22 protein-coding genes and 4 tRNA genes are annotated in these 23,676 nt (G+C 64.5%); 1 reads left to right on the top strand and 25 read right to left on the bottom strand.

Annotation, left to right across the window (positions count from 1 at the left end; translation table 11 throughout):
• Positions 1-9 precede the first annotated feature (9 nt).
• The 11 genes from rplV to rpsL all read right to left on the bottom strand — a co-directional run bounded on the left by rplV (position 10) and on the right by rpsL (position 8,185).
• Positions 10-339, bottom strand: a complete 330-nt coding sequence (gene rplV, locus ACWH49_RS12865; RefSeq protein ID WP_056473197.1) for a 50S ribosomal protein L22 — start codon at positions 337-339, stop codon at positions 10-12.
• An 11-nt stretch (positions 340-350) separates the two neighbouring features.
• Positions 351-629, bottom strand: a complete 279-nt coding sequence (rpsS, locus tag ACWH49_RS12860; RefSeq protein ID WP_056473117.1) for a 30S ribosomal protein S19 — start codon at positions 627-629, stop codon at positions 351-353.
• Positions 630-640: 11 nt separating this feature from the next.
• Positions 641-1,465, bottom strand: coding sequence for a 50S ribosomal protein L2 (gene rplB / locus ACWH49_RS12855; RefSeq protein ID WP_448171816.1), 825 nt, complete (start codon positions 1,463-1,465; stop codon positions 641-643).
• Positions 1,465-1,803 (bottom strand): 50S ribosomal protein L23, encoded by a 339-nt coding sequence (gene rplW, locus ACWH49_RS12850; protein ID WP_448171815.1) that lies wholly within the window; start codon positions 1,801-1,803, stop codon positions 1,465-1,467. Before rplW ends, rplB begins: the two co-directional genes overlap by 1 nt.
• Entirely contained in the window at positions 1,800-2,420 is a 621-nt protein-coding gene (gene rplD / locus ACWH49_RS12845; protein WP_448171814.1) for a 50S ribosomal protein L4, read from the bottom strand. The genes rplW and rplD overlap by 4 nt, the downstream gene beginning before the upstream one ends.
• Positions 2,420-3,103, bottom strand: coding sequence for a 50S ribosomal protein L3 (gene rplC / locus ACWH49_RS12840; protein ID WP_056473102.1), 684 nt, complete (start codon positions 3,101-3,103; stop codon positions 2,420-2,422). The genes rplD and rplC overlap by 1 nt, the downstream gene beginning before the upstream one ends.
• A 271-nt stretch (positions 3,104-3,374) precedes the next feature.
• Positions 3,375-3,686 (bottom strand): 30S ribosomal protein S10, encoded by a 312-nt coding sequence (gene rpsJ, locus ACWH49_RS12835; protein WP_011831018.1) that lies wholly within the window; start codon positions 3,684-3,686, stop codon positions 3,375-3,377.
• 13 nt (positions 3,687-3,699) lie between these two features.
• Positions 3,700-4,890, bottom strand: a complete 1,191-nt coding sequence (gene tuf / locus ACWH49_RS12830) for an elongation factor Tu (protein WP_448171812.1) — start codon at positions 4,888-4,890, stop codon at positions 3,700-3,702.
• A 118-nt stretch (positions 4,891-5,008) separates the two neighbouring features.
• Entirely contained in the window at positions 5,009-7,111 is a 2,103-nt protein-coding gene (gene fusA / locus ACWH49_RS12825) for an elongation factor G (RefSeq protein WP_056473240.1), read from the bottom strand.
• Positions 7,112-7,188: 77 nt separating this feature from the next.
• Positions 7,189-7,659: a 30S ribosomal protein S7 gene (gene rpsG / locus ACWH49_RS12820; RefSeq protein ID WP_056473237.1), complete on the bottom strand. Its 471-nt coding sequence runs from the start codon at positions 7,657-7,659 to the stop codon at positions 7,189-7,191.
• Positions 7,660-7,807: 148 nt separating this feature from the next.
• Positions 7,808-8,185, bottom strand: coding sequence for a 30S ribosomal protein S12 (rpsL, locus tag ACWH49_RS12815; protein WP_047493174.1), 378 nt, complete (start codon positions 8,183-8,185; stop codon positions 7,808-7,810).
• A 166-nt stretch (positions 8,186-8,351) separates the two neighbouring features.
• On the opposite strand from rpsL, the gene ACWH49_RS12810 reads away from it, so the two are divergent.
• A complete protein-coding gene (locus tag ACWH49_RS12810) occupies positions 8,352-8,807 on the top strand; it encodes a PIN domain-containing protein (RefSeq protein WP_448171813.1) in 456 nt (151 codons plus the stop codon).
• A 62-nt stretch (positions 8,808-8,869) separates the two neighbouring features.
• Here ACWH49_RS12810 and rpoC read toward each other — a convergent pair whose 3' ends face one another.
• The 14 genes from rpoC to ACWH49_RS12740 all read right to left on the bottom strand — a co-directional run bounded on the left by rpoC (position 8,870) and on the right by ACWH49_RS12740 (position 23,675).
• Entirely contained in the window at positions 8,870-13,093 is a 4,224-nt protein-coding gene (rpoC, locus tag ACWH49_RS12805; RefSeq protein WP_056473225.1) for a DNA-directed RNA polymerase subunit beta', read from the bottom strand.
• A gap of 17 nt (positions 13,094-13,110) precedes the next feature.
• Positions 13,111-17,235 carry a DNA-directed RNA polymerase subunit beta gene (rpoB, locus tag ACWH49_RS12800; RefSeq protein WP_056473222.1) on the bottom strand — a complete coding sequence of 1,375 codons (4,125 nt, stop codon included), beginning with the start codon at positions 17,233-17,235 and terminating at the stop codon, positions 13,111-13,113.
• Between the two features lie 326 nt (positions 17,236-17,561).
• Positions 17,562-17,942 (bottom strand): 50S ribosomal protein L7/L12, encoded by a 381-nt coding sequence (gene rplL, locus ACWH49_RS12795; protein ID WP_056473218.1) that lies wholly within the window; start codon positions 17,940-17,942, stop codon positions 17,562-17,564.
• Positions 17,943-17,989: 47 nt separating this feature from the next.
• A complete protein-coding gene (gene rplJ / locus ACWH49_RS12790; RefSeq protein WP_056473214.1) occupies positions 17,990-18,550 on the bottom strand; it encodes a 50S ribosomal protein L10 in 561 nt (186 codons plus the stop codon).
• Between the two features lie 273 nt (positions 18,551-18,823).
• Complete coding sequence (gene rplA, locus ACWH49_RS12785) at positions 18,824-19,534, bottom strand: 50S ribosomal protein L1 (protein ID WP_056473211.1); 711 nt, start codon at positions 19,532-19,534, stop codon at positions 18,824-18,826.
• A 2-nt stretch (positions 19,535-19,536) separates the two neighbouring features.
• The gene (rplK, locus tag ACWH49_RS12780) at positions 19,537-19,971 is read right to left on the bottom strand and encodes a 50S ribosomal protein L11 (protein WP_056473208.1); all 435 of its coding nucleotides are present in this window, start codon (positions 19,969-19,971) and stop codon (positions 19,537-19,539) included.
• A gap of 142 nt (positions 19,972-20,113) precedes the next feature.
• Positions 20,114-20,701 (bottom strand): transcription termination/antitermination protein NusG, encoded by a 588-nt coding sequence (gene nusG / locus ACWH49_RS12775; RefSeq protein WP_056473205.1) that lies wholly within the window; start codon positions 20,699-20,701, stop codon positions 20,114-20,116.
• A 23-nt stretch (positions 20,702-20,724) separates the two neighbouring features.
• Positions 20,725-21,111: a preprotein translocase subunit SecE gene (secE, locus tag ACWH49_RS12770; protein ID WP_056473203.1), complete on the bottom strand. Its 387-nt coding sequence runs from the start codon at positions 21,109-21,111 to the stop codon at positions 20,725-20,727.
• Between the two features lie 124 nt (positions 21,112-21,235).
• Positions 21,236-21,311: transfer RNA gene (locus ACWH49_RS12765), tRNA-Trp, on the bottom strand.
• A gap of 11 nt (positions 21,312-21,322) precedes the next feature.
• On the bottom strand, positions 21,323-22,513 hold the full coding sequence (gene tuf / locus ACWH49_RS12760) for an elongation factor Tu (RefSeq protein ID WP_448171812.1): 1,191 nt from the start codon (positions 22,511-22,513) through the stop codon (positions 21,323-21,325).
• 16 nt (positions 22,514-22,529) lie between these two features.
• Positions 22,530-22,604: transfer RNA gene (locus ACWH49_RS12755), tRNA-Thr, on the bottom strand.
• Between the two features lie 66 nt (positions 22,605-22,670).
• Positions 22,671-22,744: transfer RNA gene (locus ACWH49_RS12750), tRNA-Gly, on the bottom strand.
• Between the two features lie 41 nt (positions 22,745-22,785).
• Positions 22,786-22,871 (bottom strand) — tRNA-Tyr (locus ACWH49_RS12745).
• A gap of 51 nt (positions 22,872-22,922) precedes the next feature.
• Complete coding sequence (locus ACWH49_RS12740) at positions 22,923-23,675, bottom strand: uracil-DNA glycosylase (protein ID WP_448171811.1); 753 nt, start codon at positions 23,673-23,675, stop codon at positions 22,923-22,925.
• Position 23,676: the final 1 nt, after the last annotated feature.

Raw genomic sequence — 23,676 nt, 5'->3', positions numbered from 1 at the left:
TCTTTGCCTTTAGTTGCCGACGGTGATGTAGATGTGCGCGGTCGGCTTGCTGATGCGGTTGCCGCGGCCCTTGGCCCGTGCGGAGAAACGCTTCAGCGTGGCGCCTTGCTCTACGAAGATCGTCTTGACCTTGAGTTCGTCGATGTCGGCACCGTCGTTGTGCTCGGCGTTCGCGATCGCGGACTCGAGACACTTCTTGATGATGCCGGCAGCGCGCTTGGGGGTGAAAGTCAGGATGTTGAGCGCCTGGTCCACCTTCTTGCCGCGGACCAGGTCGGCCACCAGCCGACCCTTGTCGGCAGACAGGCGAACACCGCGGACGATCGATTTGGTTTCCATCGTCGTCATCCTTATTTCTTGTTGGCCTTCTTGTCGGCCGGGTGCCCCTTGAACGTGCGGGTCAGCGCAAATTCACCGAGCTTGTGGCCGACCATCTGGTCGGTGATGTAGACCGGCACGTGCTGCTTGCCGTTGTGCACCGCGATCGTGATGCCGATGAAATCGGGCAGGATCGTCGAGCGGCGCGACCAGGTCTTGATCGGCTTCTTGTCCTTGATGGCAACCGCCTTCTCGACCTTCGCCTGAAGGTGATGGTCGACGAACGGGCCCTTCTTGAGTGAACGAGTCATTGCCGTTCCCCTTACTTCTTGCGACGCGCGACGATCATCGTCTGCGTACGCTTGTTGTTGCGAGTGCGGTAGCCCTTGGTCAGCGTGTTCCACGGCGACACAGGAGCCTGGCCCTCACCGGTACGACCTTCACCACCACCGTGCGGGTGATCCACCGGGTTCATGGCGACGCCACGAACCGTCGGGCGGATGCCCTTCCAGCGGATCGCGCCGGCCTTGCCGTACTGGCGCAGCTGATGCTCTTCGTTGGAAACTTCACCGATGGTCGCGCGGCAGTCGATGTGGATCTTGCGAACCTCACCCGAGCGCAGGCGGACCTGAGCGTAGATGCCTTCGCGCGCCAGCAGCGTCGCCGAAGTGCCGGCCGAACGCGCGATCTGCGCGCCCTTGCCGGGCAGCATCTCGATCGCGTGAATGATCGAGCCCACCGGGATGTTCTTGATCGGCAGCGTGTTGCCCGCCTTGATCGGCGCCTCGGCGCCGCTCATGATGGTGGCGCCCACTTCGAGACCGCGCGGGGCGATCACGTAGCGGCGCTCGCCGTCGGCGTAGCAGACCAGCGCGATGTGCGCGGTGCGGTTCGGGTCGTACTCGATGCGCTCGACCTTCGCCGGGATTGCATCCTTGTTGCGCACGAAGTCGACGACGCGATAGTGGTGCTTGTGACCACCGCCGCGATGGCGAATCGTGATGTGACCGTTGTTGTTGCGGCCCGCGTTCTGCATCTGGGGCTCGAGCAGCGATGCCTCGGGCTTGCCCTTGTACAGGTGCGGGTGCACCACCTTCACCATGCCGCGACGGCCTGGCGAGGTCGGTTTGATCTTGATGACAGGCATTACGCTGCCTCCCCGGAGAAGTTGAGCTCTTGGCCGGCCTTCAGCGACACGTACGCCTTCTTGACGTGGTCACGGCGGCCGATCGACTTGCCGAAGCGCTTGACCTTGCCCTTCTGAATCACGGTCGAGACGAACTCGACTTCGACCTTGAACATCAGTTCAACGGCGGCCTTGATCTCGGGCTTGGTGGCGTCGCGCAGCACCTTGAACAGCACCTGGTTGTGCTTCTCGGCAGCCATCGTCGCCTTTTCGGAAACGATCGGCGCCACCAGCACTTGCGCCAGACGGTCGGCCTGGTGCTTGGGCTTCGCAGCGGTAGCAGTAGTGGTTGCGTTCATGCCAGCATCTCCTTGAGTTGCTCGACAGCCGCCTTCGTCACGAGCACCTTCTTGAAGTGCACGAGCGCGAGCGGGTCGGCGTGACGCGGCTCGACGACCAGCACGTTGATCAGGTTGCGCGAGGCGAGCAGCAGGTTGTCGTCGAGCTGGTCGGTGATGACCAGCACCGAGTCCAGGCCCATCGCCTTGAACTTGGCAGCGAGATTCTTGGTCTTCGGCGAATCGACGGTCAGCGAGTCGACGACGGCCAGGCGGCCTTCGCGGGCCAGCTGGGAGAAGATGGCCGCCATGCCGGCGCGGTACATCTTCTTGTTGACCTTCTGGGTGAAGTTCTCGTCCGGGCTGTTCGGGAAGATCCGACCGCCTCCGCGCCACAGCGGCGACGAGGTCATGCCGGCGCGGGCACGGCCGGTGCCCTTCTGGCGCCACGGCTTCTTCGTCGAGTGCTTGACCATCGTGCGGTCGAGCTGGGCACGGGTGCCCTGCCGCGCGTTGGCCTGGAAGGCCACGACGATCTGGTGCACCAGCGCTTCGTTGTAGTCACGCGCGAACAGGGTGTCCGGCGCGTCGACCTTGCTGGTCGCCTGGCCTTGTTCGTTCAGGAGCTCGAGTTGCATTACTGGGCTCCCTTCTTGGCCTTGACCTTGATCGCCGGGCTCACGACCACGTGGCCGTTCTTCGCGCCAGGGACGGCGCCACGCACCAGCAGCAGCTGGCGGGCTTCGTCGATGCGGACGATGTCGAGGTTCTGGATGCTCTTGGTCACGTCACCGCGGTGGCCGGACATCTTCTTGCCCGGAAACACGCGGCCCGGGTCCTGCGCCATCGAGATCGAACCCGGCACGTTGTGCGAACGGCTGTTGCCGTGCGACGCGCGCTGCGAGCTGAAGTTGTGGCGCTTGATCGTGCCGGTGAAGCCCTTGCCGATCGAGGTGCCCTGCACGTCGACCAACTGGCCGACCGCGAACACGCCGCCCACGGCGACTTGCGCGCCCGGCTTGTATTCGGCAGCCACGTCAGCGGCGACACGGAATTCCTGCAGGATCTCGCCGGCCTCGACACCCGCCTTCGCGAAGTGGCCCGCTTCGGGCTTGGAGACACGGGAGGCCTTGCGTTCGCCGAAGGCGACCTGGATGGCGCTGTAGCCGTCGGTCTGCTCGGTCTTGACCTGGGCGACACGGTTGTTCGACACATCGAGCACCGTCACGGGAATGGCATCGCCATCGTCCGTGAAGATGCGCATCATGCCCACCTTGCGTCCCAGCAAACCGAGGCGATGGCCTGGATTGACTGTCGTCATAAAGTTTTCTCCAGCTCCCGTCGCTTGTTCACGATGAGAGCCTTTGTTCACGAGCCCGACATCGATTGGTCGGGTTGATAAGTTTTCCGTCGTCGCGCCGCCCTTGCGGGCACGCGAACGCGGAAAAGCCTGCGATTCTAGCACCAGCGGGCGAACCCGCAAGTGCCAGGCCTCGGGCGGGGCCTTCGGGACGAGCGCCGGGCCGCCCCAAGCCGGCCCGAGTCCCCTCGGGGGATCGGCTGACGTACTCGTCAGCCGAGGGGCTCACATCTCACTGCAGCTTGATCTCGACGTCGACGCCGGCCGGCAGGTCGAGCTTCATCAGCGCGTCGACCGTCTTGTCGGTCGGGTCGACGATGTCCATCAGACGCTGGTGCGTGCGGATCTCGAACTGGTCGCGCGACGACTTGTTGACGTGCGGCGAACGCAGGATGTCGAAACGCTGCATGCGGGTCGGCAGGGGCACCGGGCCCTTGACGATCGCGCCGGTGCGCTTGGCGGTGTCGACGATTTCGAGGGCCGACTGGTCGATCAACTTGTAGTCGAACGCCTTCAGGCGGATGCGGATCTTTTGCTTTTGCATGGTGGGGTCCGCCTTACTCGATGATCTTGGCAACGACGCCGGCGCCGACGGTGCGGCCGCCTTCACGGATGGCGAAGCGCAGGCCTTCTTCCATCGCGATCGGGTTGATCAGCTTCACGGTGATGCTGACGTTGTCGCCCGGCATGACCATTTCCTTGTCCTTCGGCAGCTCCACCGCGCCGGTCACGTCCGTCGTGCGGAAGTAGAACTGCGGGCGGTAGTTGTTGAAGAACGGCGTGTGGCGACCGCCCTCTTCCTTGCTCAGGACGTAGATCTCGGCCGTGAAGTGGGTGTGCGGCTTGACGCTGCCCGGCTTGCACAGCACTTGGCCGCGCTGCACGTCTTCGCGCTTGGTGCCGCGCAGCAGGATGCCGACGTTGTCGCCCGCTTGACCTTGGTCCAGCAGCTTGCGGAACATCTCGACGCCGGTGCAGGTGGTCTTCTGCGTCGGGGTGATGCCCACGATCTCGATTTCCTCGCCGACCTTGACGATGCCGCGCTCGACGCGACCGGTCACCACGGTGCCGCGGCCGGAGATCGAGAACACGTCTTCGACCGGCATCAGGAACGCGCCGTCAACGGCACGCTCGGGCGTCGGGATGTAGGTGTCGAGGGCTTCGGCCAGCTTCAGGATCGCGCCTTCGCCGAGTTCGCCCTTGTCGCCTTCCATGGCGAGCTTGGCGCTGCCGTGGATGATCGGGGTGGTGTCGCCGGGGAACTCGTACTTGTCGAGCAGCTCGCGCACTTCCATCTCGACGAGTTCGAGCAGCTCGGCGTCGTCGACCATGTCGCACTTGTTCAGGAACACGATGATGTACGGCACGCCGACCTGGCGGGCCAGCAGGATGTGCTCACGCGTTTGCGGCATCGGGCCGTCGGCGGCCGAGCACACCAGGATCGCACCGTCCATCTGGGCCGCGCCGGTGATCATGTTCTTGACATAGTCGGCGTGACCCGGGCAGTCGACGTGGGCGTAGTGCCGGTTCTTGGTCTCGTACTCGACGTGGGCGGTGTTGATCGTGATGCCGCGCGCCTTCTCTTCGGGGGCCGCGTCGATCTGGTCGTACGCCTTGGCCTCGCCGCCGAACAGCTTGCTCAGCACCGTCGTGATCGCTGCCGTCAGCGTGGTCTTGCCGTGGTCCACGTGACCGATCGTGCCCACGTTGACGTGCGGCTTGGTCCGCTCGAATTTGCCTTTTGCCATTTCAATATCTCCAGGGAGTAAAGAGCATTGCCAGTGTGGTGTTTAAGGTTTCCATCGAGGTACTGATTCGCGCGCCACTGGCAACGCGCGATGCCCCGAAGAAGACCAGCTTGAATATTTACTTGCCGCGCGCGGTGATGATCGCGTCGGCCACGTTCTTCGGAGCCTCGCTGTAGTGCTTGAACTCCATCGTGTACGTGGCACGGCCCTGCGACATCGAACGCAGCGTGGTCGAATAGCCGAACATCTCCGACAGCGGCACCTCGGCCTTGATGACCTTGCCGCCGCCGGGCATGTCGTCCATGCCCTGCACCATGCCGCGACGCGACGACAGGTCGCCCATCACGCCACCGGCGTAGTCTTCCGGCGTCTCGACTTCCACCGCCATCATCGGCTCCAGGATCACCGGGCCGGCCTTGCGGCAGCCGTCCTTGAAACCGAGCGACGCGGCCATCTTGAACGCGTTTTCGTTCGAGTCGACCTCGTGGTACGAACCGAAGGTCAGCGTGACCTTCACGTCGACCACCGGGTAGCCCGCCAGAACGCCGGCCGGCAGCGAATCTTCGACGCCCTTCTTGACCGCGGGGATGAACTCGCGCGGCACGACGCCGCCCTTGATCGCGTCGACGAACTCGAAGCCCTTGCCCGGCTCCTGCGGCTCGATCTTGAGCACGACGTGACCGTACTGGCCCTTGCCGCCCGACTGGCGCACGAACTTGCCTTCCACATCGGACACCGCCTTGCGGATCGTCTCGCGGTAGGCCACCTGCGGCTTGCCGACGTTGGCCTCGACACCGAACTCGCGCTTCATGCGGTCGACGATGATTTCGAGGTGCAGCTCGCCCATGCCGGAGATGATGGTCTGGCCCGACTCCTCGTCGGTGCGGACGCGGAACGACGGGTCTTCCTGGGCCAGGCGGCCCAGCGCGATGCCCATCTTTTCCTGGTCGGCCTTGGTCTTCGGCTCGACGGCCTGCGAGATCACCGGCTCCGGGAAGATCATCTTCTCGAGCGTGATGATCGCTTCCGGATCGCACAGCGTCTCGCCCGTCGTCACGTCCTTCAGGCCGACGCAGGCGGCGATGTCGCCGGCCAGGATTTCCTTGATTTCCTCACGCTGGTTCGCGTGCATCTGCAGGATCCGGCCGATGCGCTCCTTCTTGCCGCGGATCGGGTTGTAGACCGAATCGCCCGACTTCAGCACGCCCGAATAGACGCGCACGAAGGTGAGCTGGCCGACGTACGGGTCGGTCATCAGCTTGAACGCCAGCGCCGCGAACTTCTCGCTGTCGTCGGCGCGACGCTCGGTCGGCTTGTCGTCGTCGTCGGTGCCGGGCACGGGCGGGATGTCGATCGGCGACGGCATGAAGTCGATCACGCCATCGAGCATGCGCTGCACGCCCTTGTTCTTGAACGCGGTACCGCAGAACATCGGCTGGATCTCGGCCGCGATCGTGCGGGTGCGGATCGCGAGCTTGATCTCGGCCTCGGAGAGGTCACCCTCTTCGAGGTACTTGTTCATCAGCTCTTCGCTCGATTCGGCCGACGCCTCGAGCATGTTCTCGCGCCACTTCTTGGCTTCCTCGAGCAGCTCGGCCGGGATCTCGCGGTAGTCGAACTTCATGCCCTGCGAGGCCTCGTCCCAGATGATCGCCTTCATCTTGATCAGGTCGATCACGCCGGTGAAGTTCTCTTCCGCGCCGATGGGGATGACGATCGGCACCGGGTTGGCCTTCAGGCGAACCTTCATCTGGTCGTAGACCTTGTAGAAGTTCGCGCCGGTGCGGTCCATCTTGTTGACGAACGCCAGACGCGGCACCTTGTACTTGTTGGCCTGGCGCCAGACGGTCTCGGACTGCGGCTGCACGCCGCCCACGGCGCAGTACACCATGCACGCGCCGTCGAGCACGCGCATCGAGCGCTCGACTTCGATGGTGAAGTCGACGTGCCCCGGGGTGTCGATGATGTTGATGCGGTGCTCGGGGAAGCCCATCTCCATCCCCTTCCAGAAGCAGGTGGTGGCCGCCGACGTGATCGTGATGCCGCGCTCCTGCTCCTGCTCCATCCAGTCCATCGTGGCGGCGCCATCGTGCACTTCACCGATCTTGTGGTTCACACCGGTGTAGAACAGGATGCGCTCGGTGGTCGTGGTCTTGCCGGCGTCGATGTGAGCCGAGATACCGATGTTGCGATAGCGCTCGATGGGGGTCTTGCGGGCCATGATGGCACTCCAAATGCGTGGGCCGCTCGCGGGTTCGTACAAACCCGAGGAGCGGCCGTGTAACGGTTGAGTAGGGCTTAGAAGCGGAAGTGCGAGAACGCCTTGTTGGCTTCTGCCATGCGGTGCACTTCATCGCGCTTCTTCATCGCGCCGCCGCGGCCTTCGACAGCCTCCAGCAGCTCGTTGGCCAGGCGTTGCGCCATCGACTTCTCGCCGCGCTTGCGGGCCGATTCCTTGAGCCAGCGCATCGCGAGCGCCACGCGGCGCACCGGGCGAACTTCCACGGGAACCTGGTAGTTCGCACCGCCGACGCGGCGTGACTTCACTTCGACCATCGGCTTGATGTTGTTCAGCGCGGTGACGAAGATCTCGAGCGGGTCCTTGCCCGACTTCTTTTCGACCTGCTCGAGCGCACCGTAGATGATGCGCTCGGCGATGGCCTTCTTGCCCGATTCCATGATGACGTTCATGAACTTGGACAGATCAACCGAACCGAACTTGGGATCGGGGAGGATGTCCCGTTTGGGGACTTCGCGACGACGAGGCATTTCTCTTCCTTTGGCTTCAGTTGGCGCAGTGCTTTCGCACCCGCCGCGGACGGCACGCTGCGGCCATCCACTTACTCGGCAGGTCCGGGATTGGCCTGCCGCATGGGGGTGAAGGCTTTAAGCCTTCCTTCTTCGGGCTGGAAGGCCTTTAGGCCTTCTTCGGGCGCTTCGCGCCGTACTTGGAACGCGACTGCTTGCGGTCTTTCACGCCTTGCAGGTCGAGCGAGCCGCGCACGATGTGGTAGCGAACACCCGGCAGGTCCTTGACGCGGCCGCCGCGCACGAGCACGACGCTGTGCTCCTGCAGGTTGTGGCCTTCGCCGCCGATGTACGAGATGATCTCGAACCCGTTGGTCAGGCGAACCTTGGCGACTTTACGCAGCGCAGAGTTCGGCTTCTTCGGCGTCGTGGTGTACACGCGGGTGCACACGCCGCGTCGCTGGGGGCCGCCTTGCAGCGCCGGCGACTTGGACTTCGTGATCTCGGTCTCGCGACCGTGACGCACGAGCTGGTTGATGGTAGGCATTGGTAACTTGTTCCCGTTTGAAGTCACTGGTTTCCGGCGAACTAGCTACTGTGACCTGTCATTGGCCCAGCAAAGAGCGCAGCAGTGTCTGCCGAAAAGCCCTCGATTGTATGCCGCTCCGGCCAAGCCCGCAAGACAGACCCTTCGGCCCGGTGACAATGCAGGCATGTCCGTCCCTGCACCGGCCGCACCGACCGTCGTCCTCGACACGAATGCCGTGCTCGACTGGCTGGTTTTTCGCAACCCGGATTTCGAACCGCTGGGCGCGGCCATTGTCGCAGGCGGCGTCCGCTGGATCGCCACCCCGTGGATGCGCGAGGAACTGGCGCATGTGCTCGCCCGCGGCCATCTCGACGCCTGGAGTCCCGACCGACGGGCTGTCGAGGCGTGTTGGGAGCGGCACTGCGCGCAGCAGCCGGCCCCGGCGCCCGCCAGCCCACAGGGCAAATTCCGCTGCAGCGACCCGGACGACCAACCCTTCATCGACCTGGCGCGCACCGCCGGCGCCAGGTGGCTGGTCAGCCGCGACCGTGCGGTCCTGAAGTTGGCTCCCCGCCTGCGCGAGCACGGCGTCCTGGTGATTCCGCCGGGGGCGTGGCGCCCGCCCGTCGCAACCGACTGAAGCGGCACGGTCCATGAAAAAGGGCGACCGAAGTCGCCCTTGGGGAGTGTGCAGCGCGCCGCTTATTCGGCAGCGGCAGCGTCGGTCGCGGCATCGACCGCCGCGAGTTGCACGGCGGCCAGTTCCTCGGCCTCCTGCATCACGATGGCCTTGCGCTCGGCGTCGTCCATGGCTTCCTTGGCCTTGCGGGCGTCGTGGAAGGCCATGCCGGTGCCGGCGGGGATCAGACGACCGACGATGACGTTTTCCTTCAAGCCGCGCAGCTCGTCGCGCTTGCCCATGATGGCCGCCTCGGTGAGCACCCGCGTCGTCTCCTGGAAGGACGCCGCTGAGATGAAGCTGTCGGTCGACAGCGACGCCTTGGTGATGCCCAGCAGCACGTCGCTGTGCGTCGCCGGCAGCTTGCCCTCGGCCAGCGCCTTGTCGTTGCGCCCGAGCAGCTCGGAACGCTCGACCTGCTCGCCCAGGATGTAGCCGGTGTCACCCGGGTTGACGATCTGCACGCGGCGCAGCATCTGGCGAACGATCACCTCGATGTGCTTGTCGTTGATCTTCACGCCCTGCAGCCGGTAGACGTCCTGGACCTCGTCGACGATATAGCGCGCCAGTTCCTCGATGCCCAGCAGGCGCAGGATGTCCTGCGGATCCGCCGGCCCGTCGACGATCGACTCGCCCTTGTTGACCACCTGGCCCTCGTGGACCACGATGTTCTTTTCCTTCGGAACGAGCTCTTCGTAGACCTTGCCTTCCGGATCGGTGATCTGCAGACGGACCTTGCCTTTGGTCTCCTTGCCGAACGACACGGTGCCGGTCATCTCGGCCAGCGTGCCCTTGTCCTTCGGCGTGCGGGCCTCGAACAGCTCGGCCACCCGCGGCAGACCGCCGGTGATATCGCGCGTCTTCTGGCCTTCGACCGGGATGCGTGCCAGCACCTCGCCCGGCATCAGGTCCTGGCCGTCGCGGATCTGGATCAGCGAGCCGACCTGGAACGCGATCGTCACCGAGTGGTCGGTGCCGGGGATCTTGACCTCGTTGCCCTGAACGTCGAGCAGCTTGACCTGCGGACGCACGACCTTGGTCGCGCCGCGGCGCTTCGGGTCGATCACGACGAGCGTGGACAGGCCCGTCACTTCGTCCAGCTGCTTGGCGACCGTCAGGCCTTCCTCGACGTTCTCGAACTTCGCCTTGCCGGCGAATTCCGTGATGATCGGGCGGGTCAGCGGGTCCCAGTTGGCCAGCACCGTGCCGGCCTTGACCTGCTGGTCGGCCTTGATGCTGAGCAGCGCACCGTACGGCACCTTATGGCGCTCGCGCTCGCGACCGTGCTGGTCGGAGATGATGATCTCGCCGGAACGCGAGATCACCACCAGCTCGCCCTTGCCGTTGGTCACGTAGCGCATCGTCGCGTTGAAGCCGATGATGCCTTCGCTCTTCGCGTCGACGCTCGAGGCCACCGCCGCACGCGACGCCGCACCACCGATGTGGAACGTGCGCATCGTCAGCTGCGTGCCCGGCTCGCCGATCGACTGGGCCGCGATCACCCCGATCGCCTCGCCCATGTTGACCAGGCCGCCGCGGCCGAGGTCACGGCCGTAGCACTTGGCGCAGATGCCGAAGCGCGTCGCGCAGGTCAGCGCGGTGCGGACCTTGACCTCGTCGACGCCCGCCGCTTCCAGCGTGTCGAGGATGTCCTCGTCCATCAGCGTGCCGGCGCCGAGCAGGGTTTCCTGGGTCTCCGGGTGCTGCACCTCGATCGCGGTGACGCGGCCGAGGATGCGGTCGCGCAGCGACTCGATCACTTCGCCGCCTTCGACCAGCGCGCGCTGGTTCATGCCATTCTCGGTGCCGCAATCGTCCTCGATCACGACCAGGTCCTGCGTCACGTCGACCAGGCGGCGCGTGAGATACCCCGAGTTGGCAGTCTTCAGCGCCGTGTCCGCGAGGCCCTTGCGGGCACCGTGGGTCGAGATGAAGTACTGCAGCACGTTCAGGCCTTCACGGAAGTTCGCCGTGATCGGCGTCTCGATGATCGAGCCGTCCGGCTTGGCCATCAGCCCCCGCATGCCGGCCAGCTGGCGGATCTGCGCCGCAGAACCGCGCGCACCCGAGTCGGCCATCATGTAGATGGAGTTGAACGACTCCTGGTCCACCGTCTTGCCGTGGCGGTCGATCGTCTTCTGCTTCGACAGCTGGCTCATCATGACCTTGCCGACTTCGTCGCCGGTCTTGCCCCAGATGTCGACCACCTTGTTGTAGCGCTCGCCGGAGGTGACCAGACCCGAGACGTACTGCTGCTCGATCTCCTTCACTTCCTTCTCGGCGCGCTCGATCAGGCCGTGCTTTTCCTTCGGCACGAGCATGTCGTCGATCGCGATCGAGATGCCGGCCCGCGTGGCCAGGCGGAAGCCCGACTGCAGCAGCTTGTCGGCGAACACGACCGTGTCCTTCAGACCGCACTTGCGGAACGAGGTGTTGATCAGGCGCGAGATTTCCTTCTTCTTCAGCGCCTTGTTGATGTTGCTGAACGGCAGGCCCTTCGGCAGGATCTCCGACAGCAGCGCACGGCCGACCGTGGTGTCGACGAGCTGGGTCGACGCGGTGAATTCGCCGGTCTCCTTGTTCTTCGTGTACTCGGTCAGGCGGACGCTGATCTTCGTGGTGATCTCGACCACGTTGTTGTCGAGCGCGCGCTGCACTTCGCCGATGTCGGAGAAGATGATGCCTTCGCCCTTGGCGTTGATGCGGTCGCGCGTCGCGTAGTACAGGCCCAGCACCACGTCCTGCGACGGCACGATCGACGGCTCGCCGTTGGCCGGGAACAGGATGTTGTTCGACGCCAGCATCAGCGTGCGGGCTTCCATCTGCGCTTCGATCGACAGCGGGATGTGGACGGCCATCTGGTCGCCGTCGAAGTCGGCGTTGAAGGCTGCGCACACCAGCGGGTGCAGCTGGATCGCCTTGCCTTCGATCAGCACCGGCTCAAAGGCTTGAATGCCCAGGCGGTGCAGCGTCGGCGCGCGGTTCAGCAGGACCGGGTGCTCCTTGATGACTTCCTCGAGGATGTCCCAGACCACCGGCGTGCCGGATTCGACTTCCTTCTTCGCCGCCTTGATGGTCGTGGCGATGCCCATCGCTTCCAGGCGCGAGAAGATGAACGGCTTGAACAGCTCGAGCGCCATCAGCTTGGGCAGGCCGCACTGGTGCAGCTTGAGCGTCGGGCCGACCACGATGACCGAACGGCCCGAGTAATCGACGCGCTTGCCCAGCAGGTTCTGGCGGAACCGACCCGACTTGCCCTTGATCATGTCGGCCAGCGACTTCAGGGCACGCTTGTTCGCGCCCGTCATCGCCTTGCCGCGGCGGCCGTTGTCCAGCAGCGAGTCGACCGCTTCCTGCAGCATGCGCTTTTCGTTGCGCACGATAATTTCCGGCGCCTTCAGTTCGAGAAGGCGGGCCAGGCGGTTGTTGCGGTTGATGACGCGGCGGTACAGGTCGTTGAGGTCGGAGGTCGCGAAGCGGCCACCGTCCAGCGGCACCAGCGGGCGCAGGTCCGGCGGCAGCACGGGCAGCACTTCCATCACCATCCACTGCGGCTTGATGCCCGACTTCTTGAAGGCTTCCATCACCTTGAGGCGCTTGGAGTTCTTCTTGACCTTCAGCTCGGAGCCGGTCATGTCGTTGCGCAGCTTGTCGATCTCGACGTCGAGGTCGATCTCGGCCAGCAGCTTGTGCACACCCTCGGCGCCCATTAACGCGACGAACTCGTCACCGAACTCGGTTCGCTTCGCATCGAAGTCGTCCTCGGACATGATGCTGAACTTCTTCAGCGGGGTCATGCCCGGGTCGACGACGACATACGCCTCGAAGTACAGCACGCGCTCGATGTCGCGCAGCGTCATGTCGAGCACCAGGCCCAGGCGCGACGGCAGCGACTTCAGGAACCAGATGTGCGCGCACGGCGCGGCCAGGTCGATGTGACCCATGCGCTCGCGGCGAACCTTGGTCTGCGTCACTTCGACTCCGCACTTCTCGCAGATCACGCCACGGTGCTTCAGGCGCTTGTACTTGCCGCACAGGCACTCGTAGTCCTTGATCGGCCCGAAGATCTTGGCGCAGAACAGCCCGTCACGCTCCGGCTTGAAGGTGCGGTAGTTGATGGTCTCCGGCTTCTTGACTTCGCCGAACGACCAGGACCGAATTTTCTCGGGGGAAGCCAGGCCGATCTTGATGGCATCGAAGTGCTCATCCGGCGTGAACTGACGGAACAGATCGAGTAAACCCTTCATGTCTGTTTCCTTCCTTCTTAGTTGCGTTCGAGTTCGATGTCGATGCCAAGGGACCTGATTTCCTTGACCAAGACATTGAACGATTCCGGCATGCCGGCTTCGATGGCGTGCTCGCCCTTGACGATCGACTCGTACACCTTGGTGCGGCCATTGACGTCGTCGGACTTGACGGTGAGCATTTCCTGCAGCACGTAGGACGCGCCGTAGGCTTCGAGTGCCCACACTTCCATTTCACCGAAGCGCTGGCCGCCGAACTGGGCCTTGCCGCCGAGCGGTTGCTGCGTGACGAGCGAGTACGGGCCGGTGGAGCGCGCGTGCATCTTGTCGTCGACCAGGTGGTGCAGCTTCAGCACGTGCATGTAGCCGACCGTGACCGGGCGCTCGAACGCCTCGCCGGTGCGGCCGTCGTGCAGCGTGGCCTGCGTACGGGTTTCGGTCAGGCCCTTGGCCTTCGCGATGTCGTCCGGGTAGGCGAGCTTCAGCATCGCGCGGATCTCTTCTTCCGCGGCACCGTCGAACACCGGCGTCGCGAACGGCACGCCCTTGCTCAGGTTGCCGGCCATCTCGACGATCTCGGCATCGCTGAGGTCGTTCAGGCGCTCGCCCTTGCCGCCCGACTTGTTGTACAGCTCGTCGAGGAACTTGCGGATCTCGGCGACCTTGACCTGCTCGCGCAGCATCGTCTCGATGCGCTGGCCGATACCCTTGCCGGCCCAGCCGAGGTGAACCTCGAGCACCTGCCCGACGTTCATCCGCGACGGCACGCCGAGCGGGTTCAGCACGATGTCGCACGGCGTGCCGTCGGCCATGTACGGCATGTCTTCCACCGGCACGACCTTCGACACGACACCCTTGTTGCCGTGGCGGCCGGCCATCTTGTCGCCCGGCTGCAGGCGGCGCTTGACGGCCAGGTAGACCTTGACCATCTTCAGCACGCCGGCGGGCAGCTCGTCGCCCTGCGTCAGCTTCTTGCGCTTCTCCTCGAACGCGAGGTCGAAGCTGTGGCGCGTCTGCTCGAGCGAGTTCTTCACGCTCTCGAGCTGGCTCGCGACGGCTTCGTCGGCCGGGCGGATGTCGAACCAGTGGTACTTCTCGACGCTGGCCATGTAGGCCTTGTCGATGACCGTGCCCTTGGCGATCTTCTGCGGGCCGCCGTTGGCGGTCTGGCCCACCAGCAGCTTCTCGATCCGGTCGAACGCGTCGGCCTCGACGATGCGCAGCTGGTCGTTCAGGTCCAGGCGGTAGCGCTTCAGCTCGTCGTCGATGATCTGCTGGGCGCGCTTGTCGCGCGGGATGCCTTCACGGGTGAAGACCTGCACGTCGATCACGGTGCCGTTGGTGCCCTGGTCCACGCGCAGCGAGGTGTCCTTCACGTCGGACGCCTTCTCGCCGAAGATCGCGCGCAGCAGCTTCTCTTCCGGCGTCAGCGTGGTCTCGCCCTTGGGCGTGACCTTGCCTACCAGCGTGTCGCCCGGGTTCACCTCGGCGCCGACATACACGATGCCGGATTCGTCGAGGCGGCCGAGTTGCTGCTCGGAGAGGTTCGGGATGTCGCGGGTGATTTCTTCCGAGCCCAGCTTGGTGTCGCGTGCCATGACCACCAGCTCCTCGATGTGGATCGAGGTGTAGCGGTCGTCGGCGATCACGCGTTCGCTGATCAGGATCGAGTCTTCGAAGTTGTAGCCGTTCCAGGGCATGAAGCCGACCAGCATGTTCTGGCCCAGAGCCAGTTCGCCGATGTCGGTCGATGCGCCGTCGGCGATGATGTCCTCGGCCGACACCTTGTCACCGCGCTTGACGATCGGGCGCTGGTGGATGTTGGTGTTCTGATTGGAACGCTGGTACTTGATCAGGTTGTAGATGTCGACGCCGACTTCACCGGCGACCGTTTCCTTGTCGTTGACGCGGATCACGATGCGGTTGGTGTCGACGTAGTCCACGATGCCGCCGCGCTTGGCGGCGACGACGGTGCCCGAGTCCTTCGCGGCGACGCGTTCGACGCCGGTACCGACCAGCGCCTTTTCGGGACGCAGGGTCGGCACGGCCTGGCGCTGCATGTTGGCGCCCATCAGCGCGCGGTTCGCATCGTCGTGCTCGAGGAACGGCACGAGCGAGGCGGCCACCGAGACGATCTGTGTCGGCGCCACGTCCATGTACTGGATGCGCTCGGCCGAGGTCAGGATCGACTCGCCGTTGTCACGCGCGGAGACCAGCTCGTCAATCAGCTTGCCTTCCGCGTCGAGCGTGGCCGAGGCCTGCGCGATCACGTACTTGCCTTCTTCGATCGCCGACAGGTAGTCGATCTGCATCGTCACCTTGCCGTCGGCCACGCGCCGGTACGGGGTTTCGAGGAAGCCGTACTCGTTCAGCTGGGCGTACAGCGCCAGCGAGTTGATCAGGCCGATGTTCGGGCCTTCCGGCGTCTCGATCGGGCAGACACGACCGTAGTGGGTCGGGTGCACGTCGCGCACCTCGAAGCCGGCGCGTTCGCGGGTCAAACCGCCCGGCCCGAGGGCCGAGACACGACGCTTGTGCGTGATCTCGGAGAGCGGGTTGGTCTGGTCCATGAACTGCGACAGCTGCGATGCGCCGAAGAACTCCTTCAGCGCCGCGGAAATCGGCTTGGAGTTGATCAGGTCGTGCGGCATCAGCGCTTCGGTTTCCGCTTGACCGAGGCGTTCCTTGACGGCCTTCTCGATCCGCGCCAGGCCCGAGCGGTACTGGTTCTCGGCCAGCTCGCCGACGCAACGCACGCGGCGGTTGCCGAGGTGGTCGATGTCGTCGACCTCGCCGCGGCCGTTGCGCAGCTCGACGAGGATCTTGACGACGTCGAGGATGTCCTCGTTCGACAGCGTCATCGCGCCTTCCGGCACGTCGCGGCCGACACGGGCGTTGAACTTCATGCGGCCGACGCGCGACAGGTCGTACGTGTCCGCCGAGTAGAACAGGCGATGGAACAGGGCCTCGACCGCGTCTTCGGTCGGCGGCTCGCCGGGGCGCATCATGCGGTAGATGGCCACGCGCGCCGCCAGCTGGTCGGCGGTTTCATCCGCGGCCAGGGTCTGCGAGATGTACGCGCCTTCGTCCAGCTCGTTGGTGTACAGCGCCGGGATTTCCTTGATGCCGGCGGCGCGCAGCTTCTTCAGCAGCGTTTCGGTCAGCTCGTCGTTGGCCTTGGCCAGGATCTCGCCGGTGTCGGCGTCGACGACGTTGCGGGCCAGCATGCGGCCCATCAGGTAGTCCTCGGGGACGCTGATGAACTGCGTCTCCGACTGCTCGATCGCGCGCACATGGCGGGCAGTGATGCGCTTGTCCTTCTCGACCACGACGACACCGTTCTTGTCGGTGATGTCGAAGCGCGCCACTTCACCGCGCAGGCGGTCGGCGACGAATTCGAGCTGCGCGCCCGAGTCCATCAGGCGGAAGTTGTCGAACACGAAGAAGTTCGCGAGAATCGATTCCGGGTTCAGGCCGATCGCCTTCAGCAGGATCGTGACCGGCATCTTGCGGCGGCGGTCGACGCGGAAGTACAGGATGTCCTTCGGGTCGAACTCGAAGTCGAGCCACGAGCCGCGGTACGGGATGATCCGGGCCGAGAACAGCAGCTTGCCGCTCGAGTGCGTCTTGCCCTTGTCGTGCTCGAAGAACACGCCCGGCGAACGGTGCAGCTGCGAGACGATCACGCGCTCGGTGCCGTTGACGATGAACGAGCCGTAGTCGGTCATGAGCGGCACTTCGCCCATGTAGACCTCTTGCTCCTTGATTTCCTTGACCGTCTTGGCCTGCGGGCTCTCACGGTCATAGATGATCATCTGCAGCTTCGCGCGCACGGCAGCTGCATATGTGAGACCACGCACCTGGCACTCGCGCGTGTCGAACGCGGGCTTGGCCATGTTGAATTCGATGAACTTCATCTCCACGAACCCGTTGTGCGAGACGATCGGGAAGGCGGAGAGGAATGCGGCCTGGAGGCCTTCGGGCTTGCGCTTTTGCGGCGGTACGTCCTTCTGCAGGAAGGCGACGTACGATTCCTTCTGCATCGTCAGCAGATAGGGGACATTGAGGACACTCTCGCGTTTACCGAAGCTCTTGCGAATACGCTTGCGCTCGGTATAGCTGTAGGGGGTTGTTTGCTGCGCCATACACACTCCGTCTCAGGGAACTCGGCCCGGCCTAGGCTCCGCTCCCGTCGGCGACTGTCTTACGAACCCAGGCTCCTGCCGCAGGAGGGGGGTTCGAAGCTTGGTGGTTGGCCACTACCAACCGCTGGCGGACAACCCCGGCGTTGCACCGGAGCCCGACCAAACCCGCTCTCTGCAGTCGGATCAGAGAGCTTTTGAAAACACTTGAAAGAACCCTCGATTGTCGAGGTTCGCGCTTTCAAGTGCTCTCACAAGGGCTTACACCCCGAGAAAGCACAAAAGGCTGGGGGCCGAAAACGGCACCCAGCCCCGTGCAAAGCATCGAATTACTTGATTTCGGCCTTCGCGCCGGCGTCAACCAGCTTCTTCAGGGCGGCATCGGCGTCGGCCTTGGCCACCGCTTCCTTCACGGCCTTCGGCGCGCCGTCGACCAGGTCCTTGGCTTCCTTCAGGCCCAGGCCCGTCAGTTCGCGCACGGCCTTGATGACCGAAACCTTGTTCGCGCCGGCTTCCAGCAGCATCACGTTGAATTCGGTCTGCTCTTCGGCAGCCGCTGCGGCCGCGCCGCCACCGCCGCCGGCAGCCGGAGCCGCCATCGCAGCGGCCGACACGCCGAACTTCTCTTCGATCGCCTTGACCAGTTCGTTGAGGTCCATCACCGACATGCTGTCGAGGGCGGTCAGGAATGCGTCTTTATCGAATGCCATTTTGATTTCCAGTTCAGTAGATAGTTACAAAGATCGATCGTTCAAGGTCAGGCGGCGGGGGCTTCCGCGGCCGGCGCTTCGGCAGCGGGTGCTGCTTCGGCGGCGGGAGCCGCAGGTGCGCCTTCGGCCTTCTTCTCGGCGATGGCTGCCAGCACGCGCGCCATGCGCGAGACCGGCGATTGCATCAGGCCGAGCAGCTGGGCCAGCAGGACTTCCTTGCTCGGAATGTTCGCGAGCGACTTGACGCCCTCGGCATTCAGAGACTTGCCTGCGTAGGCGCCACCCTTGACGATCAGCTTGTCGTTGCCCTTGGCAAAGTCCGACAGGACCTTGGCCGCGGCGACAGCGTCTTCGGAAAAACCATAGATCAGCGGGCCGACCATGCTCTCCGAGGCCACCTCGAACGGCGTGCCCGCAACGGCGCGACGAGCCAGCGTGTTCTTCAAGACATGAAGATACACACCCTTCTCGCGCGCGGTCTTGCGCAGAACGTCCAAGTGAGCCACGGTGAGGCCACGGTATTCAGCCAGCGCCAGCGTCTGTGAGCGCGCCACTTGGGCTGCCACGTCGGCCACGACGGTCTGCTTCTCGCTTTTGTTGAGACTCAAGGTCTACTCCTCACATCATGTGTTCTTCGCCTGTCGCCAGGCTCCGAACACCCCAAGGTAATCAGCGAAACAACCGAACCGGAACTCGAGAATTCCTCTTCGGTGAGCCGCCATCTGCGCTGGCTTGTTGCAAGACTCGCGTCTTGCCGTCCATTAAGCGACCACAAGGATCACACCAGCGGTCTTGGATGACCTGCGCTCGCCTTGCGGTTCGCGCAGCCCACCAAACTCATTCAGACCGACGCCAGACTCGCGTCGATCGTCACTCTTCTATTACGCGGCGACAGCCGACGCGTTGATCGACGCGATGTCGACGCGCGCGCCCACACCCATCGTCGAGCTCAGCGCGACCTTGCGCAGGTAGATGCCCTTGCTCGACGCCGGCTTGGCCTTGTTCAGGGCCTCGATCAGCGCGCGCAGGTTGCCGACCAGCTTGTCGGACTCGAACGAACGGCGGCCGATCGTGGCGTGCACGATGCCGGCCTTGTCGACGCGGAACTGCACCTGGCCGGCCTTCGCGTTGCGAACCGCCTGGGCCACGTCGGGCGTCACGGTGCCGACCTTCGGGTTCGGCATCAGGCCGCGCGGGCCGAGGATCTGGCCGAGCGTACCGACGATGCGCATCGTGTCCGGCGAGGCGATCACGACGTCGAAGTTCAGGTTGCCGGCCTTGACCTGTTCGGCCAGGTCTTCCATGCCGACGACGTCCGCGCCGGCGGCGCGGGCTTCCTCAGCCTTGGCGCCCTGGGCGAACACGGCGACGCGCTTCGTCTTGCCGGTGCCGTTGGGCAGCACGACGGCGCCGCGGACGACCTGGTCGGACTTCTTCGCGTCGATGCCGAGTTGCACGGCGACGTCGATCGATTCGTCGAACTTCGCGACCGCGCATTCCTTGACGATCGCCAGGGCGTTGTCGACCGGGTACAGCTTGGTCGTCTCGACCTTGCCGACGAGTGCCTTCTGGCGCTTGGTGAGCTTGGCCATGATCAGATCACTCCTTCCACGGTGATGCCCATCGAGCGGGCGGTGCCGGCGACGGTGCGCACGGCGGCGTCGAGGTCGGCGCCGGTCAGGTCCTTGATCTTGATCTTCGCGATCTCTTCAGCCTGCGCGCGCGTGAGCTTGCCGACCTTGTCGGTGTGCGGCTTCGGCGAGCCCTTGTCGAGCTTCAGCGTCTTCTTGATCAGCACCGACGCGGGCGGGCTCTTCAGCACGAACGTGAACGACTTGTCCGCGAACGCGGTGATCACGACCGGCAGCACGAGGCCGGGTTCCATCGACGAGGTCTGGGCGTTGAACGCCTTGCAGAACTCCATGATGTTCAGGCCGCGCTGGCCCAGGGCCGGGCCGATCGGGGGCGAAGGGTTCGCCTTGCCCGCGGGGACTTGCAGCTTGATCAAGCCGACAATTTTCTTTGCCATCTCTACTCTCCAATTCGACTCGGTCGCTGACGCGGTTGAGCCGTTGAGTCAAACGCCAAGGACTGGTTACCTTGGCTCCTCCTGCCCGGATCTCGTCCCGGGCTGGCTACGGGCGAGGCTCTGGAGCGCCTCGCCAAGCTCGTCAAACCTTTTCGACCTGCGCGAAGTCGAGTTCCACCGGGGTGGCCCGACCGAAGATCGTGACCGAGACGCGAACCTTGGACTTGTCGTAGTTGACGTCCTCGACCGCACCATTGAAGTCGGTGAACGGGCCTTCCTTGATGCGCACCAGCTCGCCCACTTCCCACTGGACCTTCGGGCGCGGTTTCTCGACACCCTCTTGCATCTGGTGGACGATCTTCAGCACCTCGGCTTCCGAGATCGGCGACGGCCGGTTCTTGGCACCGCCGACGAAGCCGGTGACCTTGCTGGTGTGCTTGACTAGGTGCCAGGTGTCGTCACCCATCTCCATCTCGACCAGCACGTAGCCGGGGAAGAAACGGCGCTCGGACACGGACTTCTTGCCGTTCTTCAGCTCGACGACCTCTTCCATCGGCACCAGGATGCGGCCGAACTTGTCCTGCAACTCCGAGCGGTCGATACGCTCGCGCAGGTTGCGCTCGACGGCCTTTTCCATGCCGGAGTAGGCGTGCACGACGTACCAGCGCTTGTTCGTGGCGGGCGCGACGGTCTCGGGCGTCACGACGGCGGTGTTGAGTTCTTCGGTCATAGGATGTGTGCCTCAGCGGGCCCTCAACGCTTCCAGCCCAGGATCAGGTCGTACAGCAGCCACTCGAGCGTCTTGTCGGTCAGGAACAGGAACAGCGCCATCACGAACACGAACGCGAACACGTAGGCGGTCATCTGCAGCGCCTCCTTGCGGGTCGGCCAGACGACCTTCTTGACCTCGCGGATCGAGTCGCGGCCGTAGGCGATCAGTTCCTTGCCCGTCTCCGAGGTGAAGAAGGTGGCGACCGCGGCGGCGAGCAGCACCATCAGCGCGCCGACGCGCACCCACAGGTCCTGCCTGGCCAGCATGTAGAACACGACCACGGCGGCCACGACCAGCACGCCGGCGACGGCCAGCTTGGCCTTGTCTGCGCCGGTGGAGATCGTTTCGACTTGTGGAGGATTGGCCATGGTGTTGATTTCGATTCGTCGCGGTGGCGGCCCCAAAAGCCGTACCGCCTACTAGCAGCAAAGCCCGCCGGCCCCTTTCAGGACTTTGCGGGCTGCTGATGGATTCGCCAGCTGCTCAGTTAGCTGGCAGGGGCGGAGGGCATCGAACCCCCAACCTCTGGTTTTGGAGACCAGCGCTCTGCCAATTGAGCTACGCCCCTGTGGAACCCTCTTACTCGATGATCTTGGCAACGACGCCGGCACCGACGGTGCGGCCGCCCTCACGGATGGCGAAGCGCAGGCCTTCTTCCATCGCGATCGGGTTGATCAGCTTCACGGTGATGCTGACGTTGTCGCCCGGCATGACCATTTCCTTGTCCTTCGGCAGCTCCACCGCGCCGGTCACGTCCGTCGTGCGGAAGTAGAACTGCGGGCGGTAGTTGTTGAAGAACGGCGTGTGGCGACCGCCCTCTTCCTTGCTCAGGACGTAGATCTCGGCCGTGAAGTGGGTGTGCGGCTTGACGCTGCCCGGCTTGCACAGCACTTGGCCGCGCTGCACGTCTTCGCGCTTGGTGCCGCGCAGCAGGATGCCGACGTTGTCGCCCGCTTGACCTTGGTCCAGCAGCTTGCGGAACATCTCGACGCCGGTGCAGGTGGTCTTCTGCGTCGGGGTGATGCCCACGATCTCGATTTCCTCGCCGACCTTGACGATGCCGCGCTCGACGCGACCGGTCACCACGGTGCCGCGGCCGGAGATCGAGAACACGTCTTCGACCGGCATCAGGAACGCGCCGTCAACGGCACGCTCGGGCGTCGGGATGTAGGTGTCGAGGGCTTCGGCCAGCTTCAGGATCGCGCCTTCGCCGAGTTCGCCCTTGTCGCCTTCCATGGCGAGCTTGGCGCTGCCGTGGATGATCGGGGTGGTGTCGCCGGGGAACTCGTACTTGTCGAGCAGCTCGCGCACTTCCATCTCGACCAGCTCGAGCAGTTCGGCGTCGTCGACCATGTCGCACTTGTTCAGGAACACGATGATGTACGGCACGCCGACCTGGCGGGCCAGCAGGATGTGCTCACGCGTTTGCGGCATCGGGCCGTCGGCGGCCGAGCACACCAGGATCGCCCCGTCCATCTGGGCCGCGCCGGTGATCATGTTCTTGACGTAGTCGGCGTGCCCGGGGCAGTCGACGTGGGCGTAGTGCCGGTTCTTGGTCTCGTACTCGACGTGGGCGGTGTTGATCGTGATGCCGCGCGCCTTCTCTTCGGGGGCCGCGTCGATCTGGTCGTACGCCTTGGCCTCGCCGCCGAACAGCTTGCTCAGCACCGTCGTGATCGCTGCCGTCAGCGTGGTCTTGCCGTGGTCCACGTGACCGATCGTGCCCACGTTGACGTGCGGCTTGGTCCGCTCGAATTTGCCTTTTGCCATTTCAATATCTCCTGTTTGGTGCCCATGGCGCGGATCGAACGCGCGACCTCTCCCTTACCAAGGGAGTGCTCTACCACTGAGCCACATGGGCACTGATCACAATCAAATCAGTACAGGTTTGGCGGCCGCGGCGACCAAACCTGTGCTGACGAGACCTTGGAGCGGGAGACGGGAATCGAACCCGCGTCATCAGCTTGGAAGGCTGGGGTTCTACCATTGAACTACTCCCGCCCGGGAGCCACTCGCTTCACCTCTTCAATACACGCTCATCCTGGTGGAGGGGGCTGGATTCGAACCAGCGTACTCGTAAGAGGGCAGATTTACAGTCTGCTGCCATTAACCACTCGGCCACCCCTCCAAGACGAACCGCGGAGTATAGCAGGGAAAAATGGCGTCGCCGGGCGCCCTCTCACCAGCGGATCGCTGATCCGCGACGAGTGGAAGCCAGAAAAGCGTTCGCCCGGCTGAAGTGCCGACAGCCGATGAACGGAACGGGCGGTCGAGTGGCCGATAGCGGTGAGGGGTGATTGGCCTCCAGCACCAGGTGGGCCGCCGGCCCGAGCCGTTCCACCAGCGCGCGCTTGCGCTGCGCCGAGGCACCCCAGAGCATGAACACCGTCGGCGCGGGTTGCGCGGCGACGCGGGCGAGCAATGCATCGGTCAGCACCTCCCAACCCCGACCCGCGTGGCTGGCCGGCGCGCCGTCTTCGACCGTCAAGGCGCTGTTGAGCAGCAGCACGCCCTGACCCGACCACGGGCTCAGATCATCGACACAGCTTGACGCAGCACCGGTGTCGGCACTCACTTCCTTCAGGATGTTGCGCAGACTGGGCGGCAATTTGCGCTGCCCGGGCGCCACCGAAAACGCCAGACCCTGCGCCTGCCCGGCACCGTGGTACGGATCCTGGCCGACGATCACGACGCGCATCGCCTCGGGGGGGCCGTACTCGAGCGCACGCAACACATGCTGCGGGTAGATGACGGCCCCCTCGTGCAGACGCTGGTCGACGAACGCAGCGAGGGCGCGGCCGGCATGGCTCTGGATGAACGGATCGGTGACATCGCGCCAGGCGGCCGGCACGCGGTCGAACACCGCCTCGAGCGGCTCGCGCAGACGGTTGTCGGGCGCGGCCTCCGTGACGAACAGGCCGGCCTGCGACACG

The sequence above is a fragment of the Rhizobacter fulvus genome, assembly GCF_964020785.1.
The sequence above is the reverse complement of the archived record's forward strand: the minus strand, read 5'-3'. Positions and strand labels throughout refer to the sequence as shown.

Coding starts and splice junctions, on each gene's coding strand:
- rplV (WP_056473197.1), bottom strand. CDS start 339: ATGGAAACCAAATCGATCGTCCGCGGTGTTCGCCTGTCTGCCGACAAG.
- ACWH49_RS12810 (WP_448171813.1), top strand. CDS start 8,352: ATGTCCGTCCCTGCACCGGCCGCACCGACCGTCGTCCTCGACACGAAT.
- rplL (WP_056473218.1), bottom strand. CDS start 17,942: ATGGCATTCGATAAAGACGCATTCCTGACCGCCCTCGACAGCATGTCG.
- rpoB (WP_056473222.1), bottom strand. CDS start 17,235: ATGGCGCAGCAAACAACCCCCTACAGCTATACCGAGCGCAAGCGTATT.
- rpoC (WP_056473225.1), bottom strand. CDS start 13,093: ATGAAGGGTTTACTCGATCTGTTCCGTCAGTTCACGCCGGATGAGCAC.
- tuf (WP_448171812.1), bottom strand. CDS start 22,513: ATGGCAAAAGGCAAATTCGAGCGGACCAAGCCGCACGTCAACGTGGGC.
- rplK (WP_056473208.1), bottom strand. CDS start 19,971: ATGGCAAAGAAAATTGTCGGCTTGATCAAGCTGCAAGTCCCCGCGGGC.
- rplC (WP_056473102.1), bottom strand. CDS start 3,103: ATGACGACAGTCAATCCAGGCCATCGCCTCGGTTTGCTGGGACGCAAG.
- secE (WP_056473203.1), bottom strand. CDS start 21,111: ATGGCCAATCCTCCACAAGTCGAAACGATCTCCACCGGCGCAGACAAG.
- rpsG (WP_056473237.1), bottom strand. CDS start 7,659: ATGCCTCGTCGTCGCGAAGTCCCCAAACGGGACATCCTCCCCGATCCC.
- nusG (WP_056473205.1), bottom strand. CDS start 20,701: ATGACCGAAGAACTCAACACCGCCGTCGTGACGCCCGAGACCGTCGCG.
- rpsS (WP_056473117.1), bottom strand. CDS start 629: ATGACTCGTTCACTCAAGAAGGGCCCGTTCGTCGACCATCACCTTCAG.
- rpsL (WP_047493174.1), bottom strand. CDS start 8,185: ATGCCTACCATCAACCAGCTCGTGCGTCACGGTCGCGAGACCGAGATC.
- fusA (WP_056473240.1), bottom strand. CDS start 7,111: ATGGCCCGCAAGACCCCCATCGAGCGCTATCGCAACATCGGTATCTCG.
- rplD (WP_448171814.1), bottom strand. CDS start 2,420: ATGCAACTCGAGCTCCTGAACGAACAAGGCCAGGCGACCAGCAAGGTC.
- rplA (WP_056473211.1), bottom strand. CDS start 19,534: ATGGCCAAGCTCACCAAGCGCCAGAAGGCACTCGTCGGCAAGGTCGAG.
- tuf (WP_448171812.1), bottom strand. CDS start 4,890: ATGGCAAAAGGCAAATTCGAGCGGACCAAGCCGCACGTCAACGTGGGC.
- rpsJ (WP_011831018.1), bottom strand. CDS start 3,686: ATGCAAAAGCAAAAGATCCGCATCCGCCTGAAGGCGTTCGACTACAAG.
- rplB (WP_448171816.1), bottom strand. CDS start 1,465: ATGCCTGTCATCAAGATCAAACCGACCTCGCCAGGCCGTCGCGGCATG.
- rplW (WP_448171815.1), bottom strand. CDS start 1,803: ATGAACGCAACCACTACTGCTACCGCTGCGAAGCCCAAGCACCAGGCC.